The organism is Nocardia otitidiscaviarum NBRC 14405, from assembly GCF_000308635.1.
GTDB classification, from domain to species: domain Bacteria; phylum Actinomycetota; class Actinomycetes; order Mycobacteriales; family Mycobacteriaceae; genus Nocardia; species Nocardia otitidiscaviarum.
On record NZ_BAGD01000054.1, the window covers coordinates 28,478 to 52,356 of the forward strand.

The following is a 23,879-nucleotide window of genomic DNA, read 5'->3' on the forward strand; positions in this document are numbered from 1 at the left end:
TATGGCGCAGGAGAATACGAATGTCGTCCCGGTTGTAGAACTCTACGAAATGCCCGTCCCGGCCGGTGATCTTCTTCGTGCCTTCCGTCTCTGTCCGCCGCCACCCGCCCCCCGGTGTACTGGCTCACGCAGGTTGAAGCTTGAAGCAAGGGAATCCCCTTGCGGGACAAGGAGTTTTCATGGCGGTCCAGCGCAGGCACACGATGTACCACTCGACGGTCGTCGACGCCGATCCCGATACCGTCTGGGCCGTGGTGCGTGATGCGCTGCGGGTGGTGTCGATCGTGTCCGGCGCCGCCGCCGAGAACGTGCACTGGGTCGGAGACGGTGGGCCCGAACGGGTTCCGTCGCAGTACAACTTCACGCTGACCTTCAGCGGTGGCCTGGTGCAGCAGGAGGTCGCCGGACGCGACGAGGTCCGGCGGTCGCAGACCTACCGCTCCATCGAACCGACCATGGGCGTGCAGCGCTATCTCGCGACCATCCGCGTCCGCCCGATCACCAACGACCCGAACCGCTGCTTCTTCGACTGGACCCGTGAGCTGACCATCGCCGAGGACGCCGACACCGAGGTAGTCGAGACGATCATCGCCATGATGGCGAAGCAGACCGATGCCATCCGTGACCATTTCGCGCGGAACTAGCGGAACCAGCAGCGGCGACAACGCGAAGAACGAAGGGAACAACCGTGACTGAGACGTCGTCCGGTCGGCACATCGATATCGCCTGGCCCGAGCTGGGTATCACCGTCACCGCGGAACTCGACGGCCGCAATCCGGAACTGGCCGACGCGCTGTGGGAGGCGCTGCCCTATCGGAGCCTGCAGGGACACGCGCTGGTGGCGGGCGAGCACCTGTACCACGTGGCGCCGATCCCCTCGCTGCTGCATCTGCCCGCGTCCACCCGGATCGCGGATCGGCGCGAGGCTCCCGACGGCACCGTATTCTGTTCCGCGCTACAGCATCTGGGCATCAAGTACGGAACGCTCACCGAACCCATGCCCGCCACCCCGGTGGGCCGGGTGCGGACGGCGGACATGCCCGCGCTGGCCGCGGCCGGGAAGGCCGTCTGGGAGGCGGTCTACGCGACCAAGCGGACCATTCTGGTGGAGGTCCGCCGGGCGGGAACGGCGGGTGGCCACCGCATTCCGCATCTGACCGCCGTCGAGTCCGAGGCGAATCGCCTCATCCACGATGTGCACGCCGCCACCGAGCGGGCCTGGCTGACCGTGCCGCCGGAACTGGTGGATCTGCACCGGGGCTTGATTCCGTCCGGAGCCGGAAGCTTCGAAACCGTGCTGCCCACAGTGCTTTTCGTCAATGGCGAGACGCGGCCGCTGGGGTACGCCAGCTACGGCGGGCTGGTCCGGGGTGCGGTGCAGGGTATGCCCATGGAGTCGCTGCGGCAGATGGCGCGACTGCTGGTCGGCGTTCCGGCCGAATTCCTCGGCTACTGCGGGCTGGAGCGGCTGTGGGACTTCACCCAGCGCTTCCTGGCCTGCCTGGACCGGCTCGACCGCGACGACTTCCTGGCGGTGGCGAGTCAGCTGGCCCTCTACGTCAACTGCCTGGGCGGCTGGAATCTGCACCTGTACCCCTGGGATACCGGAGACCACCTGCGGCAGTTGCGTCCCGCCCAGGCCGGTCAGCAGTCGTGAGCGGGGTGCCCGAGCGCACCGATGCGCTCATCATCGGCGGCGGCGTCATCGGTGCGGCGGTGGCCGGCCAACTGGCCGCGGCCGGTGTCGGAACCGTACTGCTCGAACGCGGTGCGCTCGGATCGGGTGCGTCCGGGACCACGGCGGGCGTGCTGCGGACCTATTTCCCCGGCAACGACCTGATCAGCGGTATGGCCGTGCGCAGCCTGATGGCCTACCACGAGTTCGGCGCCCGCACCGGAACCGATATCGGCCTGCGGCAGACCGGCTTTCTGGTGTTGTTCACCGAGGAACACCAGGTGGCGGACTTCCGGCGCACGCACGCCGCGCAGCGAGCCGCCGGGGTGCGCGTCGAACTCGTGACCGCGACCGAGGCGGCGCGACTCAACCCGCTCGTCGATCCGCGCACCGTGCTGGCGGCCGCCTGGTCGCCCGACGCCTACGCCTGCGATCCGGCGGCCATCGTGCGCGGGTATGCCGGAGCCGCCCAACGGGCGGGCGCACTGCTGCACACGGATACGCCGGTCACCGGCATCGATCCGGACGGCCGGGTGCACACGCCCGCGGGCAGCATCCGGGCCGACACCATCGTGTGCGCGGCGGGCCCCTGGGCGGGTGCCGTCGCCGCCATGGCGGAGGTGTCGCTGCCGGTGACCACCTATCCCGTGGAATTGCTGCTCACCGCCGCACCCGCCGAAATCCCCACGCTGCCCATGACCCTGCACCCGTCCGGCCTGCGGATACGCGGGTGGGATGATCGCATTCTGGTCGGCATGGGCCGTCCCGAGCCGGGCGAGGCCCGGGCAGGGTGGCTGGACCGGGTGACCCGCCGACTCGCCTCCACCTTCCCCGCACTCGCCGGGAATCCGCTGGAGCCGGGATGGAGTGGTGACCTCGATGTGAGCCCGGACGGTATGGCCTTCCTCGGCCGCGATCCCGCTCGCCCTGTCGTCTACGCGGCCGGATTCTCCGGTCAGGGCCTGTGCCAGGCGCCCGCCGCCGCGGAGCTGGTCCGCGCTCTCGTCCTCGGTGAACGGCCCTGGACCGACCCCGCCCCGTTCACCACCGACCGCTGCCGCGCCCACACCGCCGGTTAGCCACCCACACCCACGGTAGGTCCGATGCCCGTGGCCGGACAGCCATCGCCCGCCGCGACCGGATAGCACAGAAAGAAGCCGCCATGATTGTCCTGGGGTGCAATGGATTCACCCGCGTCTCGGAAGTCTTCGCCGAGCGGTTCGGTGCGGTCGGCACCGATAAGCACTATCTACTCGGTCACGATGCCGGGGCCGCCCTGCTGGTGGACGGCGAGGTGGTCGCGGCCGTGGAGGAGGAACGGTTCAACCGGGAGAAGAAGACCAGCGACTTCCCGATCAACGCGGTGACCTGGTGCCTGGAACAGGCGGGCGTGCGGTTCGCCGATATCGACCGGATCGCGATCCCGTTCGACTTCTCGCCGCGGGTCCTCGACGAGATGCTGTCGGGCATCGTGGCCGCGCCGCTGACGCCGACGGCGAAACTGGACCTGCTGGCCGCTATCGGCGCGCTGTACACCGAGGTCGTCGGCCATGAGGCGATCGCGGCGGATTTCGCCGCCCGCACCGGCCACATCCCGGCCCCGGAGCAGTTGGTTTTCGTGCCGCACCACCTCGCCCACGCCATGACCGGGTACTACGTGGCGGGTATGCGCGATACCGCCTTCCTCATCAGCGACGGTCGCGCCGAAGTGCTCTCGACGCTGATGGGGGAGATCCGCGGCGGCCGCATCCATCTCTTCGACGAGACGGCGATCGGCGCGGAGTATTCGATGGGTCTGCTGTTCAGCGCGATCACGCGTTTTCTCGGATTCGTGCCCAACAATGACGAATACAAGGTCATGGGGCTGTCCGGCTATGCCCGGCCACCCGTGCCGAATCCGTTTCTCGAGGAATTCGTCGCACTGCACCCCGACGGGCGCTACAGCTTCGCCCGGCCGCTGGAGACGGATGATCCGCGCGGTCTCGATCCGCTGTTCGAGCGGTACTTCGGTCCATTCGAGGACACGCTCGAGTACCAGGCCCGGGTGGCCGCCGCCGCACAGGAGATGCTGGGCGTCGTCACCGCCCATCAGGTGCGCGCGCTGGAGGCCAAGACCGACCTGAATCACCTGGTGTTCGAGGGTGGCGTGGCGCTGAACTGCCTCAACAACACGCCGCTGTTCGAGGGCTCCCGATTCGACGATATGGACGTGAGTTTCGGCGCCAGCGATACCGGCGTCGTCATCGGTGCCGCCGTGCACACCTGGCTCCGGCACGGTGCACCGGGCGCCGGGCGCACCGTGCCATCCGTAACCCCTTATCTGGGGCCGGAATTCGGCGACGCGGCGATCGAATCGGCGCTGCGGGAGTTCGGTGACCGGGTGTCCTGGACCAGCCTCGACGACGGCGAGATCGTCGATGAGGTGGCCAAGCTGCTCACCGAGAAGGTTGTCGTCGGCTGGTACGAGGGCAGGCTCGAACACGGTCCGCGCGCCCTCGGGCATCGCAGCATCCTCGCCAACCCGCATTTCCCGGATATCAAGGACGTCATCAACACTCGGGTCAAACACCGCGAACCGTTCCGCCCGTTCGCACCGATCGTGCTGGAGTCGGATGCGCCCGCGATCTTCGACATGGGACGCAAAACCCGTTCTCCCTACATGACTTTCGTCTTCGACGTGCGGCCGGAGTTTCGGGACCTGATCCCGGGGGCGACCCATGTGGACGGCACCTCGCGGGTGCAGACGATCACCGATCACGACACCCCGCGACTGGCGGCGCTGCTGCGCCGATTCACCGCCCTGACCGATGTGCCGTGCCTGATCAACACCTCGTTCAATGTGGCGGGCGAGCCGATCGTCTGCTCCCCGGCCGACGCGTTGAACTGCTTCCTGGGTACGGAGATCGACTATCTGGTGCTGGGCAACCACCTCGTCACGAAGCTATGAGCTTCGAATCCGGGGCGGCCACCACCCTGCTGCTGCTCCGGCATGGTGAGACCGCGCTGACGCCGCAGCGGCGCTTCTCGGGCAGCGGTGGCGATCCGGCGCTGTCGGATGCCGGGCGGCGGCAGGCCGAGGCCGCCGCGCGGTCGCTCGCGGCGCGCGAGCCCGTGCACGCGGTGGTGTCCTCACCGCTGCGGCGCTGCCTGGAAACCGCCGAGGTGCTGGCGCGCCGGCTGGACCTGCGGGTGCTGGTCGAGCCGCGGCTGCGGGAGGCGGATTTCGGGAACTGGGAGGGGCTGACCTTCGCCGAGGTGCGCGCGGACCATCCGGATGAGCTGGCGGCATGGCTGCGCTCGCCGACGGCGGTACCGGGTAGGACGGGTGAAACCCTGGCGGCGGTGGCCGAGCGGGTCCGCACGGCGCGGGACACGCTGCTGGCCCGGTATCCGGGGCAGACCGTCCTGGTCGTCTCACACGTCGCGCCGCTGCGCACCCTGATCCGGTTGGCGCTCGGCGCGCCGCCCGCGTCGCTGTTCCGTATGGAACTCGCGGCCGCGTCGCTGTCGGCGGTGGCCTATTACGGGAACGGGAATGCGTCGGTGCAATTGCTGAACGACACATCCCACCTCCGGTGAACGCAACGACGCGTTTACCGTGAGAAACATTGCCGCCATATCCATTTGTGCGATCCATCGACGCGGAGGGGGATCGGCGGCACGTCTGTCGGAGATTCCTACAGACTGTGACGGGCCTTACTCGATCGGCTTGACCCGGCGGCCCGCCGCAACGTAGTTTCAAGCGCACCGACTCGTGAGCGGCTGAAAGGAGGCGATGTCGGATGTCTGCCCTCTCCGATCTGCGCCGCCTCGCTCACCGGACCGTCTGGGTCCCGGGTCGCGTCGCACACGGCTGCTGAACAGCCCATCTTCCGGCGCGCACGTAGGTGGCCCCGGTTTCTTTTCGATCTTCTGTCATCGCCCGCGGCAGGTCGCCGCGTGTGGATACGCGCTCCGGGTTCGCGAGCGGCGTCACCGAAACAGAAAGCTCCTGAAATGGCGACTAGGATATTCATATCGACCATGCACCGAAATGAGGTAGTGCCATGGTAGAGGCGCGGATCACGGTCAACGGGAAGTCCACGCCGATTTCCCCGGCCGCACCCCATACGACGGTTCTGGATTTCCTGCGGGAGCGCGGCTTCACCGGGAGCAAGGAAGGCTGCGCCGAGGGCGAATGCGGCGCGTGTTCGATTATGGTGGCCCGACCGGGCGTGGAACAGCCCACCGACTGGGTGGCCGTCAATGCCTGCCTGGTGCCGGTCGCGGCCCTGGACGGTCAGGAGATCGTCACCGCCGAGGGGCTCGGCACCCTCGACGCGACCGGAGCGCCGACCGAACTGCACCCGGTGCAGCGGGAGATGGCGGTGCGGGGTGGTTCGCAGTGCGGGTACTGCACGCCCGGATTCATCTGCAGCATGGCCTCGGAGTACTACCGTCCCGGCCGCTGCCCGTCCGCCGCGGCCGTCGTCGCTGAAACCGCCGCCGATTCCGCTGCCGCTGTCGCGGATTCCGCTGCCGCCGAACCGCACTCGCACGACGGCGAGCACGGCCCCAACGGCTTCGACCTGCACGCGCTGAGCGGAAACCTCTGCCGCTGCACCGGATACCGTCCGATCCGGGACGCGGCCTTCGCGCTCGGCGCACCGGATACCGACGACCCGTTCGCGCGCCGCCGGGAGCAGGCCGCGCCCGCTCCGGTCGCCACCGAGTACACCCGGGACGGACGCACCTTCCGGCGACCGGCGAGCCTGGCCGACGCGGTGGGGCTGCTGCGGGAGCGGCCCGACGCGGTCCTGGTCGCGGGCAGCACCGACTGGGGCGTGGAGGTGAATATCCGGGCGCGGCGCGCGGAGTACGCCATCGCCATCGACCGGCTGCCCGAATTGCGGGAGCTGCGCGTCGAGTCCGAGCACATCGATATCGGCGCGGCGGTGCCGCTCACCGAGATCGAACGCCGCCTGGACGGCCGGGTACCGCTGCTGGCGGAGTTGTTTCCGCAGTTCGCCTCCCGGCTCATTCGCAACAACGCCACCCTCGGCGGCAATCTGGGTACCGGTTCCCCCATCGGTGACAGCCCGCCCGCCCTGCTGGCGCTCGGCGCCTCGGTGGTGCTCGCCTCCGTGGACGGGGAGCGGGAGGTCGACCTCGCCGACTACTTCACCGGATACCGGCAGAGTGTGCGGCGGCCGGACGAGCTCATCCGGTCCGTGCGCATCCCGTTGCCGCTGGCGCCGGTCACCGCATTCCACAAGATCGCCAAGCGGCGGTTCGACGATATCTCCAGTGTGGCGGTCGCTTTCGCGCTCGAGCTCGAGGACGGGACGGTCCGCGCGGCGCGCATCGGCCTGGGCGGCGTGGCCGCCACCCCGATCCGCGCCCGCGACACCGAGGCGGCCCTGGTCGGGCAGCCGTGGTCGACCGACACCGTGGAGCGGGCCGCCGGAGTGCTCCAGGCCGAGGGCACACCCATGAGCGATCACCGCGCCAGTGCCGAGTACCGCGCCGCGATGCTCGGCCAGAGTCTGCGGAAGCTGTACGCGCAAACCACCGAGGCGGTGCTGTCATGAGTCATCTGTCCGAACGCCCGGAGAAGCCCGTCGTCGGCGTGCCGCTGCCGCACGAGAGCGCGTCGCTGCACGTCACCGGGACCGCGCTGTACACCGACGATCTGGTGTACCGCACCAAGGACGTGCTGCACGCCTATCCGGTGCAGGTGATGAAGGCGCACGGCCGTATCACCGCCCTGCGCACCGAACCCGCGCTGGCCGTGCCCGGCGTGGTGCGCGTGCTCACCATCGCCGATGTGCCCGGCGTCAACGATGCCGGGATGAAGCACGACGAGCCGCTGTTCCCGGACGAGGTCATGTTCCACGGTCACGCGGTGGCCTGGGTGCTGGGCGAGACCCTGGAAGCGGCCCGCGAGGGCGCGGCGGCCGTCGAGGTGGAACTCGACGAGCTGCCCGCCATCGTGACGCTGCGGGAGGCGATCGAGGCCGAGAGCTTCCACGGGGCGCGGCCCACCATGATCCGCGGCGATATCGAGGCGGGGTTCGCCGCGTCGGCGCACGTCTTCACCGGCGAGTTCGAGTTCAAGGGCCAGGAGCACTTCTACCTGGAGACGCACTGCGCCCTGGCCCAGGTCGACGAGGCCGGGCAGGTGTTCATCCAGAGCAGCACCCAGCACCCGTCGGAAACCCAGGAGATCGTGGCGCATGTGCTCGGCCTGCACAGCCACGAGGTGACCGTGCAGTGCCTGCGCATGGGCGGCGGCTTCGGCGGCAAGGAGATGCAGCCGCACGGGTTCGCCGCGGTGGCGGCGCTCGGCGCGAAGCTGACCGGGCGCCCGGTCCGATTGCGGCTCAACCGGACTCAGGACCTGACCATGTCGGGTAAGCGGCACGGCTTCCATGCCTCCTGGAAGATCGGCTTCGACGCCGACGGCCACATCCAGGCCCTGGACGCCACCCTCACCGCGGACGGCGGCTGGAGCCTGGACCTGTCCGAACCGGTGCTGGCCCGCGCGCTGTGCCATATCGACAACACCTACTGGATTCCGCACGCGCAGGTGGCCGGGCGCATCGCCAAGTCGAATACGGTGTCCAACACCGCCTTCCGCGGTTTCGGCGGTCCGCAGGGCATGCTGGTGATGGAGGACATCCTCGGCCGGTGCGCGCCGCTGCTCGGACTGGATCCGGCGGACCTGCGCGAACGCAACTTCTACCGGCCGGGGCAGACCACGCCGTACGGGCAGCCGGTCGGGCAGACCGACCGCATCGGCAAGATCTGGCACGAGGTGCGCGACACCGCCGACTGGACGCGGCGACAGCGCGAGATCGCGGAATTCAATGCCGCGCATCCGAACACCAAGCGCGCTCTGGCGCTCACCAATGTCAAGTTCGGCATCTCGTTCAACCTGACCGCCTTCAACCAGGGCGGTTCGCTGGTGCTGATCTACAAGGACGGCTCGGTCCTGATCAACCACGGCGGCACGGAGATGGGGCAGGGCCTGCACACCAAGATGATGCAGGTCGCCGCGACCACCCTCGGCATTCCACTGCACAAGGTGCGGTTGGCTCCCACCCGTACCGACAAGGTGCCCAACACCTCCGCCACCGCGGCCAGCGCCGGAGCCGACCTCAACGGCGGCGCCATCAAGAACGCCTGCGAACAGCTGCGATCGCGGTTGGAGCAGGTGGCCGGGTCGCAGCTGGGCGTGAACGCCTCGGACGTGCGCATCGTCGACGGCGTGGCGCGCGCCCTGGGCAGCGATGCGGAGCTGGACTGGGACACCCTGGTGCGCACCGCCTACATGCAGCGGGTGCAGCTGTCGGCCTCCGGCTTCTACCGGACCGAGGGATTGCACTGGGACGCCAAGACCTTCCACGGCTCGCCGTTCAAATACTTCGCCTACGGCGCGGCCGCGACCGAGGTGGAGGTGGACGGGTTCACCGGCGCGTACCGCATCCGGCGCGTGGACATCGTGCACGACGTGGGCGACAGCCTCTCCCCGCTCATCGACATCGGCCAGGTCGAGGGCGGATTCGTCCAGGGCGCGGGCTGGCTGACCCTGGAGGACCTGCGCTGGGACACCGGCGACGGGCCCGGTCGGGGACGGCTGCTGACCCAGGCGGCGAGCACCTACAAGCTGCCCAGCTTCTCGGAGATGCCCGAGGAATTCAATGTCAGGCTGCTGCGCGACGCCACCGAAGAGGGGGCGGTGTACGGCTCCAAGGCGGTCGGCGAGCCGCCGCTGATGCTGGCGTTCTCGGTGCGAGAGGCACTGCGGCAGGCCGCGGCGGCGTTCGGGCCGGGCGGGGTGAGTGTGGACCTGGCATCGCCCGCGACGCCGGAGGCGGTGTACTGGGCCGTGCAGGCGGCGCGGGCGGGCACCGGGCAGGCGGCCGTTCATACGGTCGGCTGGGTCGAGGGCGGTCCGTCCGCTGACGGATTGGCGGTGGCCGGGCCGAACGGTCGCGGCGGCAGCCGGGGCGAGCCGAAGTCGGTCGGCGACGGACAAGCTGGCAACGGCAATGGCGGCCGGAGCCGACATGGCGACGGGTCGCCCGTCGACGGTCGGCCCGGCACCGATCGCGCCGCGGCGGGCAACGGCCGCTCCGGCGCGAACGGGAATCCGGCCGATGCCGACGGGAATCCGGCCGATGCCGATGCGGACGCGCTCAGCGGTGCCTGAGATGACCTGGGTCGCCGCGGTCGCGCGGTTGCGAGCCCGCCGGGAACCCGGCGTGCTGGTGACCGTCGCGACCGTGCGCGGCCACGCGCCCCGCAAGGCCGGTGCCAAACTCGTGGTGGGGCGTGAGCACACCTGGGGTTCGATCGGCGGCGGCAATATCGAGGCCGTCGCCATCGATCGGGCCCGCGAACTGCTCGCGCCCGGTGCGGAGCCGGAGCTGATGGAATTCGCGCTCAACGACAAGGTCACCAACCGGCACGGGGTGCAGTGCTGCGGCGGCACCGTCACCGTGCTGCTCGAACCGCTGCCGGTGGTGCCCGCGGTGGCGATCTTCGGCGTCGGGCACGTCGGGTGGGAGCTGGCCCGCATCCTGGCTCGCCACGAACTCGATCTGCATCTCATCGACACTCGCCCGGACCAGCTCGCCGAGGATCGGCTCGGTGTGCTCGCGGACGCGGTGGCGCAGGTGCACGTACACCACACGCCGCTGCTGCCCGAGGAGGTGCTCGCCGAGCTGCCGCCCGGGACGCACGTCCTGATCATGACCCACGATCACGCCGAGGACGCCGCCCTGTGCGACGCCGCCCTGCGCCTGCCCGAACTCGGTTCGATCGGATTGATCGGATCATCGGCCAAATGGGCGCGTTTCCGCCAGCGCCTGGCCACCGAGGGCGGCCACGACGCCGCCGCCATCGACCGGATCACCACCCCCATCGGCCTGCCCGAGATCACCGGGAAAGAGCCGGCCGTCATCGCGGTGAGCGTGGCGGCGGATCTGCTCCGCGCCTTCGACAATGATCGCCGCGCCGACAGTCGTGTTGCCGGAATGTGAAAAGGTCTGCGAAACAACAGTTTTGACGCGTACCGTAGAAATGGTCTCAGGGCGCCGGGACGACCCGCAGGGGAAGTCGATCCGGAAAGGGGGACTCGGTGCAAGACGCGGAGAAATCGCGAATACTGCTGCCCACCATTCAGGTGCGCTGGTCGCCGGAAGACGGTGCGTTCGTGGCCTGGTCCGAACAATGCCCGGAACTGACCTACAGTGACCCGGCATCGTCCCTGGCCGCGCTGGACGGGCTGATCGATGCGGCGGTCGATACCGTTTGTTGACTATTGGATTACATTGTCCCCGTTGCCGTATGGGTTTGCTCCTCGGTGTGCAGGGTATGAGAGGCACAGGTCGGAAAGCTACGCGACGCGACTCGTGGATGAGGAGTGGGCTTCCCATGGCGCAGGAGCGGTCCGCGCCGGATGAGTTGGCGCGGGGTTTGGCCGCATTGACGGCCGTGATGGTGTCGGCACGCGACGTGGTAGCGACCCTGGGCGAATTCGCCGACACCGCTTCGAGAATGCTGCCGGGCCATCCGCTGGCCGGAGTCACCCTGCACCGCGACCCCGGTCCCGTGACGGTGGGTCCGAGTATCGCCCGCGCGGTGCCGATCGCCGAGTCCGCGCACGGTGACGGGCAGGGCCCGTGCCGGGAGACGATCGAAACCGGGAGACCGGTCTCGGTGCCGGATACGGCCGCCGAGCGGAGGTGGGGCCCGTATCCGGCGCGAATGCTCGCGCACGGCGTGCGATCCATTCACGTCGAGCCGCTGCGTACCGACGGCTCGGTCATCGGTGCGCTACATCTGTACTCCCCCCGCGTGCACGGCTTCGACGAGGCAATGCGTGGGGCGATCGAATTGACCGCCACGCAGATCGCGGTCCTGCTGGACGCGGTCCTGGCCACCGCCCGCCAAGCCGAGTTGACCGCGCAGCTGCGGGAGGCGCTGGGATCGCGGGCCGTGATCGACCAAGCGCTCGGCATGATCATGATGCAGCGTCGCTGCGGCTCCGAGGAGGCGTTCGGAGTCCTGCGCACCGCTTCCCATCAGCGCAATGTCAAGCTCGCCCGGCTGGCGGCGGAGATGGTGCGTGTCATGACCGGAAATGAACCGATCCCACCGCGTTTCGGTGTCGACCGCGCCCCGCGACCGCGTCGAGGTGGCTAGCGAAGGGGTGCGCCGCGTGAATGAGCGCGTAGGATCGGGCACAAGTTTTCACCGAGTCCGGAAGCGTGGCCGGCGAATCGCATCCGTCGTATTCTCGCGCCCGTGACATCGGAGGCCCCCATGGCCGAACTCGCACCGCCCTTCCGTTTCGTCCCCGGATCCCGCCTGGGAGCGGAAGGGGAGTCGCCGCGGCTGTTCGTGCCCGGCCGCGCCGCCGATGCTGTCGTCGTCGAGGCCAGCGATCGCATGGTGCAGCACCTGTTCGAGGCCGGACTGCAATTACACGGATTGCGTGCGGTATTCGACCGGCTCGACGCCGATCCGGCGCAGCTGTGTACCGCCAGCCTGGCGGTCGCCGCGGTGCTCGACGAACTGGACGTCCTGATTCACGAGGCGAGCTTGGCCATGCTCGCCCATGCCACCGCGCGCCGCGGTGGCGGTGCCCCGGGGGCGGACGGCGCGGGGGCTCGCTGAAGGGGCGGTCGCGGTGGGCGGCCGGGAGGTCTGTCGGCGGCTACTTTCCGGCGCAGAAGCTGTCCCATTCGGTGACCCGGACGATCGGACCCGCGCCGGCGGCGTTCTCGCCGCGGCCGGTGGAGGTCGCCGCGAAGGCTACTCCGCGCACGCACACTCGTGCGATATTCGGGAAACTGTCGGTATTGCGGAAGATCTCGACGTAGTCCACATCGTGGATGGCGTCCGGCGGTCCGCTCCGATCGCCGAGTTCCTCCTTGCCGCAACCGGTCAGGGCGAGCATGAGCACGGCGGACAGACAACCGATCGTCAGGCGGGGCAGCATGACGCTCAGCCTGCTGGGTACCGGCCGTGGAGTCAATGGCGGGCTATCCGGGTGGGGCCGAAATACCAAGGGGGAGATGTGATCTACCCGCCCCGCGCCCCGCATCCGGCGCGGGGCGGGTAGTCGTGTCCTATCGGGGTCGGTCAGCGCGGGGTGCGGACCCGCGCTGCCTCACAGGCCGCCGAGCAGCAAATGCAGCAGGCTGCCAACGATGTCGATCAGACCGGCGAGCAATCCCATTGTTCTCTCCTTCGATCTCCGCTGTGCGAAAGGGATATCCCCTGTCGCCGGATAGCAGCCTAATCAAAGGGTTATTTCCGGATGGTAACACTTTGTCACGCCTGAGTTTCCTTGTGGGACAATAGCTTCAGGGTTACAGCCGCATCAATTACCCGCACTCCGATAGCATTTATTCGACAGTGACGGAGGTGTTGTGGACATTTCGCACGTGACCATCAGCATGGAATCCGATTGGATTCCGGCGGGGGAGCTGTTGCGCCTGCTGAATTGCGCGGAGTCGGAGCGGTCGGGGGTCTCGGTGACGGCGGATACGCCCGAACACCGCGGTCTGGATCCGGCCATGGCGGTCGCGCTCGTCTCCGGCGCCGTGACCCTGCTGACTCCCATCGTCACCGAATTCGCGAAACGCGTGTTCGCCGCCGAGCCCGATGCGACGGTGGCCGTCGAACGACCCGACGACACGGTGGTGCTGCTGGCCGCGCTGCCCGAGGACGTTCGCGGCCGCCTGATCGCCGACGCGCTGGAGGCGGGCGCCCGACGCATCCGGATAGGTCTCGACGCGGCGGAGGACTGATGGACACCGGCTGGGCCGCCGCGCTCGACGACCTCGTTCGTCGTGCGCTCGGCCAGCCGGAGCCCCCTCCTGAGCTCATCGCGGCGTGCCTGGACCGCGCCCGGTCGGCCGATCCGGCCGATTTCGACACCGTCGTGCACTGTTGCGACCGAATGGCGCGCCTGGCCGGACACCTGAGCCACGGCGACGAACCGGCAGCGGTCGACGGGCCGGTGCGGGCGGCCGCGGAGGCCACCCTCACCGCGTTCGCGAGCACCGGAAGTCCGGTACTGCCCATGGGTTTCGCGCGGCAACTGAGCCGCCACGGCATGTCCGAGCACGGCATCGATGTTCTCGACCGGGCGCTGGCCGTCGCCGACCGCGCACCCTCCGACGAGTCGCCCTCCGCGACAGCGCGATTGCACCGCCTGCGCGGTGAGCTGCTGCGCCGCCTCGGTTACCTCGACGCGGCGGAATCGTCGCTCGTGACGGCGCTGGCCGCGCTGGACGACCGGGATGTCGACGCGCTCCGGCTGCGCGGCGCGGTGCTCAACGATCTGGGTCTGACCCGGCAGGGGCGCCACGACCTGACCGGTGCCGCGGACGCGCTGATCGAGGCGCTGGAGATCGGTGAACGGGTCGGTGAGGAACCGCTGAGCCTGGCCGTCACCCTGGACAACCTCGGTGTGGTGCAGGCGGCGCTGGCCACCGCGTCCGGTCCGGTCACCACCGCCGACGGATATGTGAATCTCACATCCGCCCAACACCTTCGCGACGCCGAGGAGTTCCTGCGCCGGGCGGGTGAGATCTTCGAGGCGGCCTTGCCCGACGCGGCCGAGGACCTGGTCATATCGCTGGTCAACCGAGCCGATGCCGCCGCGAAGGCGGGTGAGGTGCAATGCCAGGACGAACTCAGCCGACGCGCCGTCGAACTGCTCGAGACCTATCCGGTCACCCGCGCCACCGCGATGTCGACGCTCTCCATGCGCGGGCAGGCGCTCGAGCGGCAGGGGCGGTACCGGGATGTGGTGGATCTGCTCGCCCCCGCCCTGCCGGACTGGATGGACGCGGGCGCGCCGGATCGTCCGCTCGAGGGTTTCGCCGCGCTGCTGTCCGCCGCTCACCACGACGGTGATCAGGAACTGGCCGCGGCGGTGGGCATGTGCATCGCGGCCACCGACGCGGAGCTGTCAGCGCGCCGGATGGCCGGTGCGGCGGAGGCGGCCGCCCGCACCATGATGGCCGAGGTCATGCGGCGCACGGAAACGGTACTGGGCTACTGTCTGCCCGCCGCGGCCGCGGGCGAGGCACCCGACTGGCTCTACGAACTGCTGCTGAATCGCAAAGGCGTGCTCGCCGAGCGCCAGGGCAGCGGGTGGCTGCGCGCTCGCGCGGATGCCGGAGCGCCACTGGAGCGGGTCCGGGCGCTGCGGGCCGAGGTGGCGCGAACCGATCTGGAGTGGACCGGGGAGGAGATGATCGCCGCCGCGCGCCGCCGGCAGCGGCAGGCCGCCCGGCGGCTCGGCGACGCGGAGGTCGAACTGTACCGGCACCTGGGCGGGCACTGGGTCGCGACGCTGACCGTGGGGGAGGTGCGCGATCACCTGCCGGAGCACACCGCGCTGCTGGATATCGCGACCGTGCGCCGACCGTCCGGGGAACGGGAGTATCTGGTGTTCCGTGTCACCGGGCGCGACGCGATCCGGTACCGGCGGCTGGGAGTCGTGCACGAGATCGACGAGCGGCTGAATCAGCTGGGCCGATTCGCCGCCGAAAGGCCCACGCCGGACCGGGATCTCGACTGGACGGCCCGGGTGCGCGCACTGATGCCCGCCCTCGTGGACGCCGCGGACCCGCTGCCGCGCGCACTGGTGATCGCCCCGAGCGGACGGTGGGGCATGGTGTCACCGGCTTTCCTGCGGGACTCCGCGGGCGTTCCGCTGGCCGAACGCCATGTGCTCACGCTGATTCCGAGCGCCCGGTGGCTGGTCGCCCGACGGTCCGCGCCGGATCCGCCCCCGGTGGGGCCGCCGATCGTGCTGGGCGCCCCGGATTTCGACCACCAGGTCGATGCGGCCGAACCGCTCATCTTCGCCATGCGCGTGTCGTCGCTGCCCCACGCCCGCGCCGAAATCGAGGAGGTGGCACGGCGTTTCGGCGTCACACCGGTCGTCGGCGCGGCGGCGACCCGGTCCCGGCTGCTCGCGGCCGTCCGCCCGCGCATTCTGCACATAGCGACACACGGCGTATTCCTCGACGCCATCGGCCACGCCGCCGAGCGCGATGAGCCGACCGGCTATCGCGTGCGCGCCATCGCCGGAGTCGCGGTCCGCACCGAGAACACCGAACTGGCGGACGACCGCATCGAGCGGGCGCAGACCGTGCGCACCCGGCACCGCAGCCGGGTGCGGTGGCTGCTGCGGATCGGTCCGGCCGCGCAGCTGTCCCGATCGGCGCTGCTGCTCGCCGGATTCAACGCCTGGCTGGCCGGGGCGCGGACCACCCCCGAGGTGAGCGCCGGCATCGTGTCGGCCGGCGAACTCGCCCTGCTCGATCTGGCCGGCACGGAGCTGGTCGTCCTGTCGGCCTGCGAAACCGGAGTGGGGGCGGTGGATTTCGCAGACGGCAGTCTGCTGGGCCTGCGCACGGCGGCGTTGGCGGCGGGCGCCCGGTGCTGCCTGTCCACGCTGTGGCAGGTGGACGACGCCTCCGCCGCCGCGCTGGTGTCGGCCTTCTATGCCGAACTGGCGACGGGCTCCACCCCGGCGGAGGCGCTGCGATCGGCGCAGCTCACCGTCCGGCGCACCCGGCCGGAGCCGTATCACTGGGCCGGGTGGGTGGTCGAAGGCGGCTGACCTGGAGTCGCGCCGGATCGGGTGGTTCGGACGTCCGCCCGATGAACGGGCGTGGAACACTGTGTGAATGGCGGGGTTGTGGACCGAATCCTCTCAGACGACAGCCGACGACGCTCCCGGCGCTCCACCGGGGCGGCCCACCGTGCGGGCCGTGGTGCGATACACGTATCTGACGGCTCTGGTCGTCACGGTACTCGCCGGGGGACTGCCGTCCGGGCGGCTGGTGGAGGCGGCCTGGATTCTGACCGGGGTGGTGGCGTTCACCATCGACCGGCCGTGGCGTGATCACCTGCGGGTGCTGGTGGACTGGCTCCCCCTGATCGGCGCGCTGGTGGTGTACGACGTCACCCGCGATCTCGCCGATACGCTCGGGATGCCGCTGCGGATGGGGGAGCTGGTCGCGGCGGATCGGGCGCTGTTCGGGGGCGCGCTGCCGACGGTCTGGTTACAGGAGCACCTGGCCTCCGACGGGGAGCCGTGGTGGACGCCGATCATCGGCGTCGTCTACACCACGCATTTCATCGTGCCGTGGGCGGTGGCCGCGATCTTCTACGTGTACTCGCGGCCGCTGTGGGCGCGGTACATGCGGCGCATCCTCATCCTGTCCTACCTGGCGCTGCTGACCTACATCCTGGTGCCCGCCGCCCCGCCCTGGTACGCCAGCCGCGAGGGTGCGATCACCGAGGAGGTCCGCCGCATCTCCGGATTCGGGCTGGGACTGGTGCCGTCCGACACCAGTGCGGGCTGGCTCGAACAGCACGGCAACTATGTCGCCGCGCTGCCCTCGCTGCACACCGCGTTCGCCGTGCTGGTGACCGTGACGCTGTGGCCGCTGCTCACCTCGTGGTGGCTGCGCGTCCCCCTCGCCCTCTTCCCGGCGGCCATGTCGTTCACCCTCGTCTACGGCGGCGAACACTACGTCGTCGACGTCCTGCTCGGCTTCGCCTACGTCGGCATCACCGCCCTGCTGGCCGGACTCTGGGAGCGCCGCACCCGGCTGCGTCGGCGCGAACCGGTCGCCGAGACGCCCGAACTGGTGCACCGATAGCGCGAATCCGCATCCCTCGCACGGGGGATGGGCGAAACCGCCCGCGGGAGGGATGTGGACGCACCCGGTGCGCGCATAGCGTCGACACATGATCGAGGCGCGGGGACTGACGAAGTACTACGGGCGGACCCGGGCCGTCGCGGACGCGACGTTCGTGGTGCGACCGGGGCGGGTGACCGGATTTCTGGGCCCCAACGGCTCGGGGAAGTCGACCACGTTACGGCTGGTGCTCGGCCTCGACGCGCCCACCCGGGGGGAGGTGACGGTGTGCGGGCGGCGATACCGCGACTTGCGGCGGCCGCTGTGCACCGTGGGCGCGCTATTGGACGCGGGCGATGTGCTGGCGGGGCGCACCGCCGCCGCGCATCTGGCGATGCTGGCCGCCTGCACCGGGATTCGGGCGGAGCGGGTGGACGAGGTGCTCGGACTGGTGGGGCTGGCCGATGTGGCCGGTCGCCGGGTCGGCGGGTTCTCACTGGGGATGCGGCAGCGGTTGGGCATCGCGGCGGCGCTGCTGGGCGATCCCGGGGTGCTGATCCTGGACGAGCCGATGAACGGACTCGATACCGCGGGGATCCGGTGGATTCGAGGGCTGCTACGCGATATGGCCGACGAGGGTCGGACCGTGCTGCTGTCCAGCCACCTGATGAGCGAATTGGAACTGGTGGCCGACCATCTGCTGGTGATCGGGGCGGGGCGGCTGCTCGCCGACCAGCCGATCGGCGAATTCGTCGCCCGGGGAAGCGAATCCGTGGTCCGGGTGCGCAGCGCCGACCTGGTGGCGCTCACCGCCGCCCTGGGCGGGGCGGCCGAACTGCGGGGCGAGGTCGCGACCGTGCGCGGGCTGTCGCCGCGGGAGATCGGACGGGTGGCGGCCGATCGCGGCATCGTGCTCGACGAGCTGACCCCGGTGCGCGCCTCGGTGGAGGACGTGTACACGGATCTGGTTGCCGCACACCGGCAATACCGGCAGCGCGACATCCGGGAGAGGGTATGACACGCGCTGTCGCCCCGACCGTCACGGCATCCTTCGCGCCCCTGCTGCGCGATCAGCTGCGCTCCGAGGTGATCAAGATGCGCTCGGCGCGCAGCCTGTGGCTGCTGCCGCTGCTGGCGCTGGCCGTGCCGCCGGTCATGGCCGCCGTGGTCGGGCTGACCGGCAGCCTGGAACCGGACGACACCGTCCTCGGCGGTGCGCTGACCGGAACCTCGTTGGCGCTGGCCGTGATCGGAGCCTGGGCCGCGCTGGTCGTGACCACCGAATTCGGATCGGGCACCATCCGGCCGGTACTGACCGCCACCCCGTGGCGGGATCTGCTGCTGGCGGCGAAAACCCTGCTGGTGGTCACGGTGTCCACCGCGGTCGGCATACCCGCCGTGACGGCCGCCTGGCTGATCGGCGGCGCGGCCATCGACGGCACGAGATTCGCTGACGGACAGGCATTTCCGGGGATGCTCGGCATCTACTGCTGCTTCCCGGCCGTCGCCGCGCTCGGTCTGGCGGTCGGGGTGACACTGCGGAGTTCGGCCGGTGCGGTGGCCGTGATCACCGCACATGTGGTGCTGCCCCAGGTCACCGCCGCCCAGGCGCTGGGGGAGCTGCACCGGTGGGTGACCGTCGTCGCGCCCAGTGCGGTGGTGGCGAAGCTGTCGCAGAGTGCCGACGGGGCACCGGAACTCATGGGCTCGCTGGGTGGTTGGCCGCGCCTGGCGCTGGTGGCGGCGGGGGCGGTGGGGGCGCTCGGATTGGCCAGGCGCGCCCTGAACCGCGCCGATATCTGAGATCGTGGACTCATGCTCGAGCTGATCTCGGCAGATCTCGGCCGCTTTCGGTGGGTCCAGGCGCTGTCGGCCGCCCTGCTGGTGCTCGCGGCGCTGGTGTTCGCGGTCGTGCTGCACACCCTGCAATCCGATACCGGGCTGTCGGACCGCCGCGCCGTCGGACTCGCCCTGATCCAGGGCCTCGCGGTGGCGCTCGCACCCCGCCTACCGCTGCCCGCCTGGGCGGCGTCGGTCATCGCGGTCGTGGTGGCGTCGCTGTGGGTGGACGCCGGGCTGTGGGTGGACGCCATGATCAACAGTCACCTGCTGGTGCTGGGTGTCCTCGCGCTGAGCGTGCCCGCCCGGCAGGCCGCGGCCTACTGGGCGGGCACGGCGGCGGCCGGTGCGCTGCTCGCCGTGCTGCTGCGGCCGCCACGCGGACTGTCGGAGCTGCTCGAGGTATCGGTGCTGGCGGCCCTGATCCTGGTGGCCGGTGCGGCGCTGCGCGCGCTGGCGGCGGCCCGGCGCGGACTGCGCGACGAACAGGAGGCGACTCGGCGGCAGGCCGAACGCGCCGCACTGCTGGAGGAGCGGACCCGGATCGCGCGCGAACTGCACGATGTGGTGGCGCACCACATGTCGGTCATCGCCATTCAGGCCGAGGCCGCGCAGTTCCGCGAATCCGCCGCCGCACCACAGACTTTCGCCGCCATTCGGGACAGCGCCGTCACCGCGCTGGGCGAGATGCGGCGCATTCTGGAGCTGCTGCGCTCCGGAGACACCGGTGCGGCGCCGCAGCCCACCGTGACCGACCTGCCGCGCCTGGTCGACTCGGTGCGCGGCACCGGCACCCACGTCGAACTCGATACCGATGGCGATCTCACCGCGATACCGGCGGGCATCGGACTCTCGGCGTACCGCATCGTCCAGGAGGCGCTGAGCAATGCCGTCCGGCACGCCCCCGGCGCGTCGGTGCGGGTGCGCGTGCACTGCGACACCGATCGGATGCGGATCGACGTCGACAATCCGCTACCGGCCGGAGCCGTCGGCGGCCGGGCCGGACACGGGCTGACCGGTATGCGGGAGCGGGTCGCGGCCTATGGCGGCACGCTCACGGCCGCACCCGCCGACGGCCGCTTCCGGGTGCGCGCGGAACTGCCGATCCGGGAGGAGTCGTGACGGCCATCCGCGTGCTCGTCGCCGACGATCAGGAACTGGTGCGCGAGGGGCTGACGGTGCTGCTGGACGCCCAGCCTGATATCGCCGTCGTCGGCCACGCCGCCGACGGCATCGCGGCGGTGGCGCAGACGCGGCTGCTGCACCCCGACATCGTCCTGATGGACGTCCGCATGCCCGGCGTCGACGGGCTGGAGGCCACCCGCCGCATCGTCGCGGCCGAGCACGACACCCGCGTCATCGTGCTGACGACCTTCGACCTCGACGAGTACGTCTACACGGCGCTGCGGGCCGGGGCGAGCGGATTCCTGCTCAAGGACGCCTCGGCCCACATTCTGGGCGAGGCGGTGCGCGCCGTCGCCCGCGGCGAGGCCATGCTCGCCCCCACCGTGACCCGCCGCCTGGTGGAACGGTTCGCCCGCACCGCCGACCACCGACCGGGCCCCGCACCCGCCGAACTCACCGCCCGCGAGACCGAGGTGCTGGTGTGCATCGCGCGCGGGTCGTCCAATGCCGAGATCGCGCGCGCACTGGTGATCTCGGAACAGACGGTGAAGACGCATGTGGCCCGCATCCTGGACAAACTGCACCTGCGCGACCGCACCCAGGCCGCGATCTACGCCTACGAGACCCGTCTGGTGCGGCCGGAGTGAGCCGGGCTACCCCCAGAGATCGGTGGTGGGCAGGTCGCTGAGCTGGGGATGCACATCGTTGTCGATGGTGACGATGACGCCGTGCCGACCCAGGTCGTGGGCGAGCCTGCGGGCCACGGGCTCGGTGGCCCGGTATTCGACCACGGCGCCACCCTCGGGAAAGCGCAGGCGCACGTGGACGTCGTGCGAGTTGGGGTCGGTCACCGGAACAGCCGGTGGTCGATGGAATCCGTACGCGTGGTGACGGCATGGTGAGCGACGCCGTTGTCGTCAGTGCAGCGCCGTGCGGCACGGGTGCACGGTTGCCGCCGACCTTCCGGCGGTCCCGGTGACCGATGGTGTGCGCGGATGCCGCGCTCCCACAGCGCCGGATCGCCGATGCGGCGGTAGGAACGCCGGGACAGTCGACTCTGCGTCACCTAGTCGATGGTGGGTTGCCCACTTTGCGGCGACACCGGAAACTAGTTTGCGGTTGTTTGAAGATTCGCGGGCCGAAACCGCTCCGCCTTGCGACGCGTTGCCCCGGTAGGGAACCGTCGGCGGCATGTGCGGCAACGACGGAAGGTTTTCCCGACAGAGTGGTCGGGTACTCAAAGCTGCTGGGTCGTCCGCTCCGCGATTCGGAGGCGACAGGGCGTGACTGGTTCCGACGGCGGTGCGAGGGATGGACTGATGGGCGCGAACCTGCTGATCGTAGAGGACGACGACCGGGTCCGGGAGGCGCTGCGGCTGGCCATGGAGGACGAGGGGTACGAGGTCTCCGAGGCCGGTGGGGCCGAGGTGGCGCTCGCGCAGGTGCGCAGCCGCGGCGTGCCCGATGTCATGATCGTGGATCTGATGCTGGGGGCGATGGACGGATTCACCTGCATCCGTGAGGTGCGCCGCGACCACGACGTGCCCATCATCGTGGTGAGCGCTCGCGACGACACCCACGACGTGGTGGCCGCGTTGGAGGCCGGGGCGGACGACTTCGTGACCAAGCCGTTCGAGATCAAGGAGATCACCGCGCGCATGCGGGCGCTGCGCCGACGGGCGCGGCTGGCGCAGGGCCGTGACGCGGCCCCGGACCCCGACGGCCGCCCCGAGGTGGTGCTGGACGCCGAATCGAACCCGCCGCTGGTGCTGTCGCAGGACAGCGGCCGCCTGCTGCGGGGCGACGAGGAGGTGCATCTGACACTCACCGAGTACCGGTTGCTCTGCGAACTGGCGGAAGCGCCGGGGCGGGTGCTCAGCCGCGATGTTCTGCTCGAAAGGGTGTGGGACCGCGGGTTTTTCGGTGACCAAAGGATTGTGGACGTGCATATGCGCAGGTTGCGTACCAAGATCGAGAGGGACCCGTCCGCACCGCGGATCGTGGTGACGGTGCGCGGGCTCGGATACCGACTAGACGTGCAGCGGTGACCGCGGACGCCGGCACCACCCGATGGCGGCCCGCGCGCAGTGTGTACAGCCGTGCCGTGCTCGCCTTCGCCCTGAGCGCCAGTCTGGTGTCGCTGGTGCTGGCGGTCTCGGTGTTCACCGTCGGCCGCGGCTATATGGAGGGGCAGCGCGAGCGCTCGGCCGTCCGTCTCACCGACGCCCATATCGGGATCCTGCGCCAGAATGTCGCCGCCGAGCAGCCCACCGAAGCCGATCTGGTGGCCATCGAACCGCCCGACGGCACGGTGATGCTGGTGCGCTGGGGTGACACCTGGATCGACAGCGACTCCGCGCTGGCGACCTCGGCGCTGCTGTCCCCGGATATCGCCGGCGGTTCGGAGGAGAGCACGCAGCGGGTGACGGTGGCGGGCAAACCCTATCTGCGCGTTGGGCTTCCGCTGAACGCGCGCGGGGATATGTTCTACGAGTTCACGCCCATCGCGGAGCTGGACTCCACCCTGCGCATGCTGCGGAATCTACTGATCGCCTGCGCCATCGTCGCCTCCTCGGTCGGTGCGGTGCTCGGCGTCTGGGCGAGCCGGCGGGTGCTCAAACCGCTGCACCAGCTGGCCGTCACAGCCTCGCGGATCGCCTCGGGCGAACTCGACACCCGGCTGCCGCGCACCGCCGACCGTGATCTGTCCGATACCGTCGACGCCTTCAACACCATGGTCGACTCGCTGCAACAGCGCATCGAACGGGAGCGCCGCCTGGTCGGCGATGTCAGCCACGAATTGCGCACCCCGCTCACCACCTTGGTCACCAGCGTCGGCGTCATGAACAAGTACGAGGAGCAGCTGCCGGAGCGGATGCGGCGGGCGCTGCGGTTGACCAGCGACGAACTCAGCCATATGCGCCGGATGCTGGACGACATGCTGGAATTGGCGCGCGTGGACGCCGGGGTGCACCGCGGCGACGTCGAACTGCTCTCCCTCGGCGAACTGCTCACCCACGCCCTCGCCGAACGGCACTATCCGCCCGAATTGCTCACGGTCGTCACCGATTCCACCATCGAGGGCCGACGGCTCGAACTCGAGCGCACCGTCGCCAACCTGCTGGAGAACGCCACCCGCCACGGCGGGGGACCGGTCGCGGTCACCGTGCGCCGGGACGGCGCCGCCGCGGTGATCACGGTCGACGACGCCGGTCCCGGCGTGCCGGTCGCCGACCGCAACCGGATCTTCGAGCGCTTCGCCACCATCCGGGTCGAACGCGGTGCGGCGGTGGGTACCGGTATCGGCCTCGCCCTGGTGTCGGAAACCGTTGCGGCGCACGGGGGCCGGGTGTACTGCGAGGACCGGCCGGGCGGCGGGGCGCGGTTCGTGGTGCGGCTGCCGCGGGTGGAGGCCGAGGTGCTGGAATCCGAGCGGGAACCGACGTCGATACGCTGACGGTGTCATGGGGGCGGCGGCGACCCGGTGGCCCTGTAGGTTTCGCGAGGGAGCTGTCCCGACAGCGGAGCGCCGCCGCCGCTGCGACGCTACCGCACCGGCGGCGCCGAACCCGGTG

At 70.1% G+C, this 23,879-nt stretch carries 23 protein-coding genes; 20 read left to right on the forward strand and 3 right to left on the reverse strand.

Going from position 1 to position 23,879, the window contains the following annotated elements; genetic code table 11:
* Positions 1-179: 179 nt before the first annotated feature.
* The 11 genes from ON31_RS10195 to ON31_RS10245 all read left to right on the forward strand — a co-directional run bounded on the left by ON31_RS10195 (position 180) and on the right by ON31_RS10245 (position 12,340).
* Positions 180-644, forward strand: coding sequence for an SRPBCC family protein (locus ON31_RS10195; protein ID WP_081592341.1), 465 nt, complete (start codon positions 180-182; stop codon positions 642-644).
* A 44-nt stretch (positions 645-688) separates the two neighbouring features.
* The gene (locus ON31_RS10200; RefSeq protein WP_039812049.1) at positions 689-1,657 is read left to right on the forward strand and encodes a cucumopine synthase-related protein; all 969 of its coding nucleotides are present in this window, start codon (positions 689-691) and stop codon (positions 1,655-1,657) included.
* Positions 1,654-2,754: an NAD(P)/FAD-dependent oxidoreductase gene (locus tag ON31_RS10205; RefSeq protein WP_039812051.1), complete on the forward strand. Its 1,101-nt coding sequence runs from the start codon at positions 1,654-1,656 to the stop codon at positions 2,752-2,754. Before ON31_RS10200 ends, ON31_RS10205 begins: the two co-directional genes overlap by 4 nt.
* An 83-nt stretch (positions 2,755-2,837) precedes the next feature.
* Positions 2,838-4,622 carry a carbamoyltransferase family protein gene (locus ON31_RS10210; protein WP_039812054.1) on the forward strand — a complete coding sequence of 595 codons (1,785 nt, stop codon included), beginning with the start codon at positions 2,838-2,840 and terminating at the stop codon, positions 4,620-4,622.
* Positions 4,619-5,254: a histidine phosphatase family protein gene (locus ON31_RS10215; RefSeq protein ID WP_081592342.1), complete on the forward strand. Its 636-nt coding sequence runs from the start codon at positions 4,619-4,621 to the stop codon at positions 5,252-5,254. Before ON31_RS10210 ends, ON31_RS10215 begins: the two co-directional genes overlap by 4 nt.
* 467 nt (positions 5,255-5,721) lie before the next feature.
* Positions 5,722-7,245 (forward strand): xanthine dehydrogenase small subunit, encoded by a 1,524-nt coding sequence (locus tag ON31_RS10220; protein WP_039812056.1) that lies wholly within the window; start codon positions 5,722-5,724, stop codon positions 7,243-7,245.
* A complete protein-coding gene (gene xdhB / locus ON31_RS10225) occupies positions 7,242-9,869 on the forward strand; it encodes a xanthine dehydrogenase molybdopterin binding subunit (protein ID WP_218007306.1) in 2,628 nt (875 codons plus the stop codon). Before ON31_RS10220 ends, xdhB begins: the two co-directional genes overlap by 4 nt.
* Position 9,870: 1 nt before the next feature.
* Positions 9,871-10,701 (forward strand): xanthine dehydrogenase accessory protein XdhC, encoded by an 831-nt coding sequence (xdhC, locus tag ON31_RS10230; RefSeq protein ID WP_085996377.1) that lies wholly within the window; start codon positions 9,871-9,873, stop codon positions 10,699-10,701.
* Positions 10,702-10,799: 98 nt separating this feature from the next.
* Positions 10,800-10,979, forward strand: a complete 180-nt coding sequence (locus ON31_RS10235) for a hypothetical protein (RefSeq protein ID WP_039812059.1) — start codon at positions 10,800-10,802, stop codon at positions 10,977-10,979.
* Between the two features lie 116 nt (positions 10,980-11,095).
* Positions 11,096-11,866, forward strand: a complete 771-nt coding sequence (locus ON31_RS10240; RefSeq protein ID WP_051037061.1) for a GAF and ANTAR domain-containing protein — start codon at positions 11,096-11,098, stop codon at positions 11,864-11,866.
* Between the two features lie 102 nt (positions 11,867-11,968).
* Positions 11,969-12,340: a hypothetical protein gene (locus ON31_RS10245; protein WP_147287194.1), complete on the forward strand. Its 372-nt coding sequence runs from the start codon at positions 11,969-11,971 to the stop codon at positions 12,338-12,340.
* Positions 12,341-12,380: 40 nt separating this feature from the next.
* Here ON31_RS10245 and ON31_RS10250 read toward each other — a convergent pair whose 3' ends face one another.
* The gene (locus ON31_RS10250; RefSeq protein WP_218007307.1) at positions 12,381-12,665 is read right to left on the reverse strand and encodes a hypothetical protein; all 285 of its coding nucleotides are present in this window, start codon (positions 12,663-12,665) and stop codon (positions 12,381-12,383) included.
* A gap of 448 nt (positions 12,666-13,113) precedes the next feature.
* Between ON31_RS10250 and ON31_RS10255 the strand changes: the two genes are divergently transcribed.
* From ON31_RS10255 to ON31_RS10285, 7 genes are all read left to right on the forward strand, one after another.
* On the forward strand, positions 13,114-13,479 hold the full coding sequence (locus tag ON31_RS10255; protein WP_147287195.1) for a hypothetical protein: 366 nt from the start codon (positions 13,114-13,116) through the stop codon (positions 13,477-13,479).
* On the forward strand, positions 13,479-16,313 hold the full coding sequence (locus ON31_RS10260) for a CHAT domain-containing protein (RefSeq protein ID WP_039812066.1): 2,835 nt from the start codon (positions 13,479-13,481) through the stop codon (positions 16,311-16,313). The genes ON31_RS10255 and ON31_RS10260 overlap by 1 nt, the downstream gene beginning before the upstream one ends.
* A gap of 151 nt (positions 16,314-16,464) precedes the next feature.
* Positions 16,465-17,361 (forward strand): phosphatase PAP2 family protein, encoded by an 897-nt coding sequence (locus tag ON31_RS10265; RefSeq protein ID WP_370450477.1) that lies wholly within the window; start codon positions 16,465-16,467, stop codon positions 17,359-17,361.
* 88 nt (positions 17,362-17,449) lie between these two features.
* Positions 17,450-18,358, forward strand: coding sequence for an ATP-binding cassette domain-containing protein (locus ON31_RS10270; RefSeq protein ID WP_039812068.1), 909 nt, complete (start codon positions 17,450-17,452; stop codon positions 18,356-18,358).
* The gene (locus ON31_RS10275) at positions 18,355-19,143 is read left to right on the forward strand and encodes an ABC transporter permease (RefSeq protein WP_051037062.1); all 789 of its coding nucleotides are present in this window, start codon (positions 18,355-18,357) and stop codon (positions 19,141-19,143) included. The genes ON31_RS10270 and ON31_RS10275 overlap by 4 nt, the downstream gene beginning before the upstream one ends.
* 12 nt (positions 19,144-19,155) lie before the next feature.
* The gene (locus ON31_RS10280; protein ID WP_051037063.1) at positions 19,156-20,301 is read left to right on the forward strand and encodes a sensor histidine kinase; all 1,146 of its coding nucleotides are present in this window, start codon (positions 19,156-19,158) and stop codon (positions 20,299-20,301) included.
* The gene (locus ON31_RS10285) at positions 20,298-20,951 is read left to right on the forward strand and encodes a response regulator (RefSeq protein ID WP_039812071.1); all 654 of its coding nucleotides are present in this window, start codon (positions 20,298-20,300) and stop codon (positions 20,949-20,951) included. Before ON31_RS10280 ends, ON31_RS10285 begins: the two co-directional genes overlap by 4 nt.
* 6 nt (positions 20,952-20,957) lie before the next feature.
* On the opposite strand, the gene ON31_RS10290 is transcribed toward ON31_RS10285, so the two are convergent.
* Together ON31_RS10290 and ON31_RS10295 are read right to left on the reverse strand one after the other, a co-directional pair.
* Positions 20,958-21,155, reverse strand: a complete 198-nt coding sequence (locus ON31_RS10290; RefSeq protein ID WP_029929570.1) for a hypothetical protein — start codon at positions 21,153-21,155, stop codon at positions 20,958-20,960.
* Entirely contained in the window at positions 21,152-21,370 is a 219-nt protein-coding gene (locus ON31_RS10295) for a hypothetical protein (protein WP_039812074.1), read from the reverse strand. The genes ON31_RS10290 and ON31_RS10295 overlap by 4 nt, the downstream gene beginning before the upstream one ends.
* Positions 21,371-21,623: 253 nt before the next feature.
* On the opposite strand from ON31_RS10295, the gene ON31_RS10300 reads away from it, so the two are divergent.
* Positions 21,624-22,352: a response regulator transcription factor gene (locus ON31_RS10300; protein ID WP_029929566.1), complete on the forward strand. Its 729-nt coding sequence runs from the start codon at positions 21,624-21,626 to the stop codon at positions 22,350-22,352.
* The gene (locus tag ON31_RS10305) at positions 22,349-23,761 is read left to right on the forward strand and encodes a HAMP domain-containing sensor histidine kinase (RefSeq protein WP_051037064.1); all 1,413 of its coding nucleotides are present in this window, start codon (positions 22,349-22,351) and stop codon (positions 23,759-23,761) included. Before ON31_RS10300 ends, ON31_RS10305 begins: the two co-directional genes overlap by 4 nt.
* Positions 23,762-23,879: the final 118 nt, after the last annotated feature.

Bases quoted from the DNA above. Each gene is read 5' to 3' on its own strand.
- ON31_RS10220 (WP_039812056.1), top strand. From the start codon at position 5,722: ATGGTAGAGGCGCGGATCACGGTCAACGGGAAGTCCACGCCGATTTCC.
- ON31_RS10250 (WP_218007307.1), bottom strand. From the start codon at position 12,665: ATGCTGCCCCGCCTGACGATCGGTTGTCTGTCCGCCGTGCTCATGCTC.
- ON31_RS10210 (WP_039812054.1), top strand. From the start codon at position 2,838: ATGATTGTCCTGGGGTGCAATGGATTCACCCGCGTCTCGGAAGTCTTC.
- ON31_RS10215 (WP_081592342.1), top strand. From the start codon at position 4,619: ATGAGCTTCGAATCCGGGGCGGCCACCACCCTGCTGCTGCTCCGGCAT.
- ON31_RS10300 (WP_029929566.1), top strand. From the start codon at position 21,624: ATGGGCGCGAACCTGCTGATCGTAGAGGACGACGACCGGGTCCGGGAG.
- xdhC (WP_085996377.1), top strand. From the start codon at position 9,871: ATGACCTGGGTCGCCGCGGTCGCGCGGTTGCGAGCCCGCCGGGAACCC.
- ON31_RS10195 (WP_081592341.1), top strand. From the start codon at position 180: ATGGCGGTCCAGCGCAGGCACACGATGTACCACTCGACGGTCGTCGAC.
- ON31_RS10260 (WP_039812066.1), top strand. From the start codon at position 13,479: ATGGACACCGGCTGGGCCGCCGCGCTCGACGACCTCGTTCGTCGTGCG.
- ON31_RS10270 (WP_039812068.1), top strand. From the start codon at position 17,450: ATGATCGAGGCGCGGGGACTGACGAAGTACTACGGGCGGACCCGGGCC.
- ON31_RS10280 (WP_051037063.1), top strand. From the start codon at position 19,156: ATGCTCGAGCTGATCTCGGCAGATCTCGGCCGCTTTCGGTGGGTCCAG.
- xdhB (WP_218007306.1), top strand. From the start codon at position 7,242: ATGAGTCATCTGTCCGAACGCCCGGAGAAGCCCGTCGTCGGCGTGCCG.
- ON31_RS10240 (WP_051037061.1), top strand. From the start codon at position 11,096: ATGGCGCAGGAGCGGTCCGCGCCGGATGAGTTGGCGCGGGGTTTGGCC.
- ON31_RS10275 (WP_051037062.1), top strand. From the start codon at position 18,355: ATGACACGCGCTGTCGCCCCGACCGTCACGGCATCCTTCGCGCCCCTG.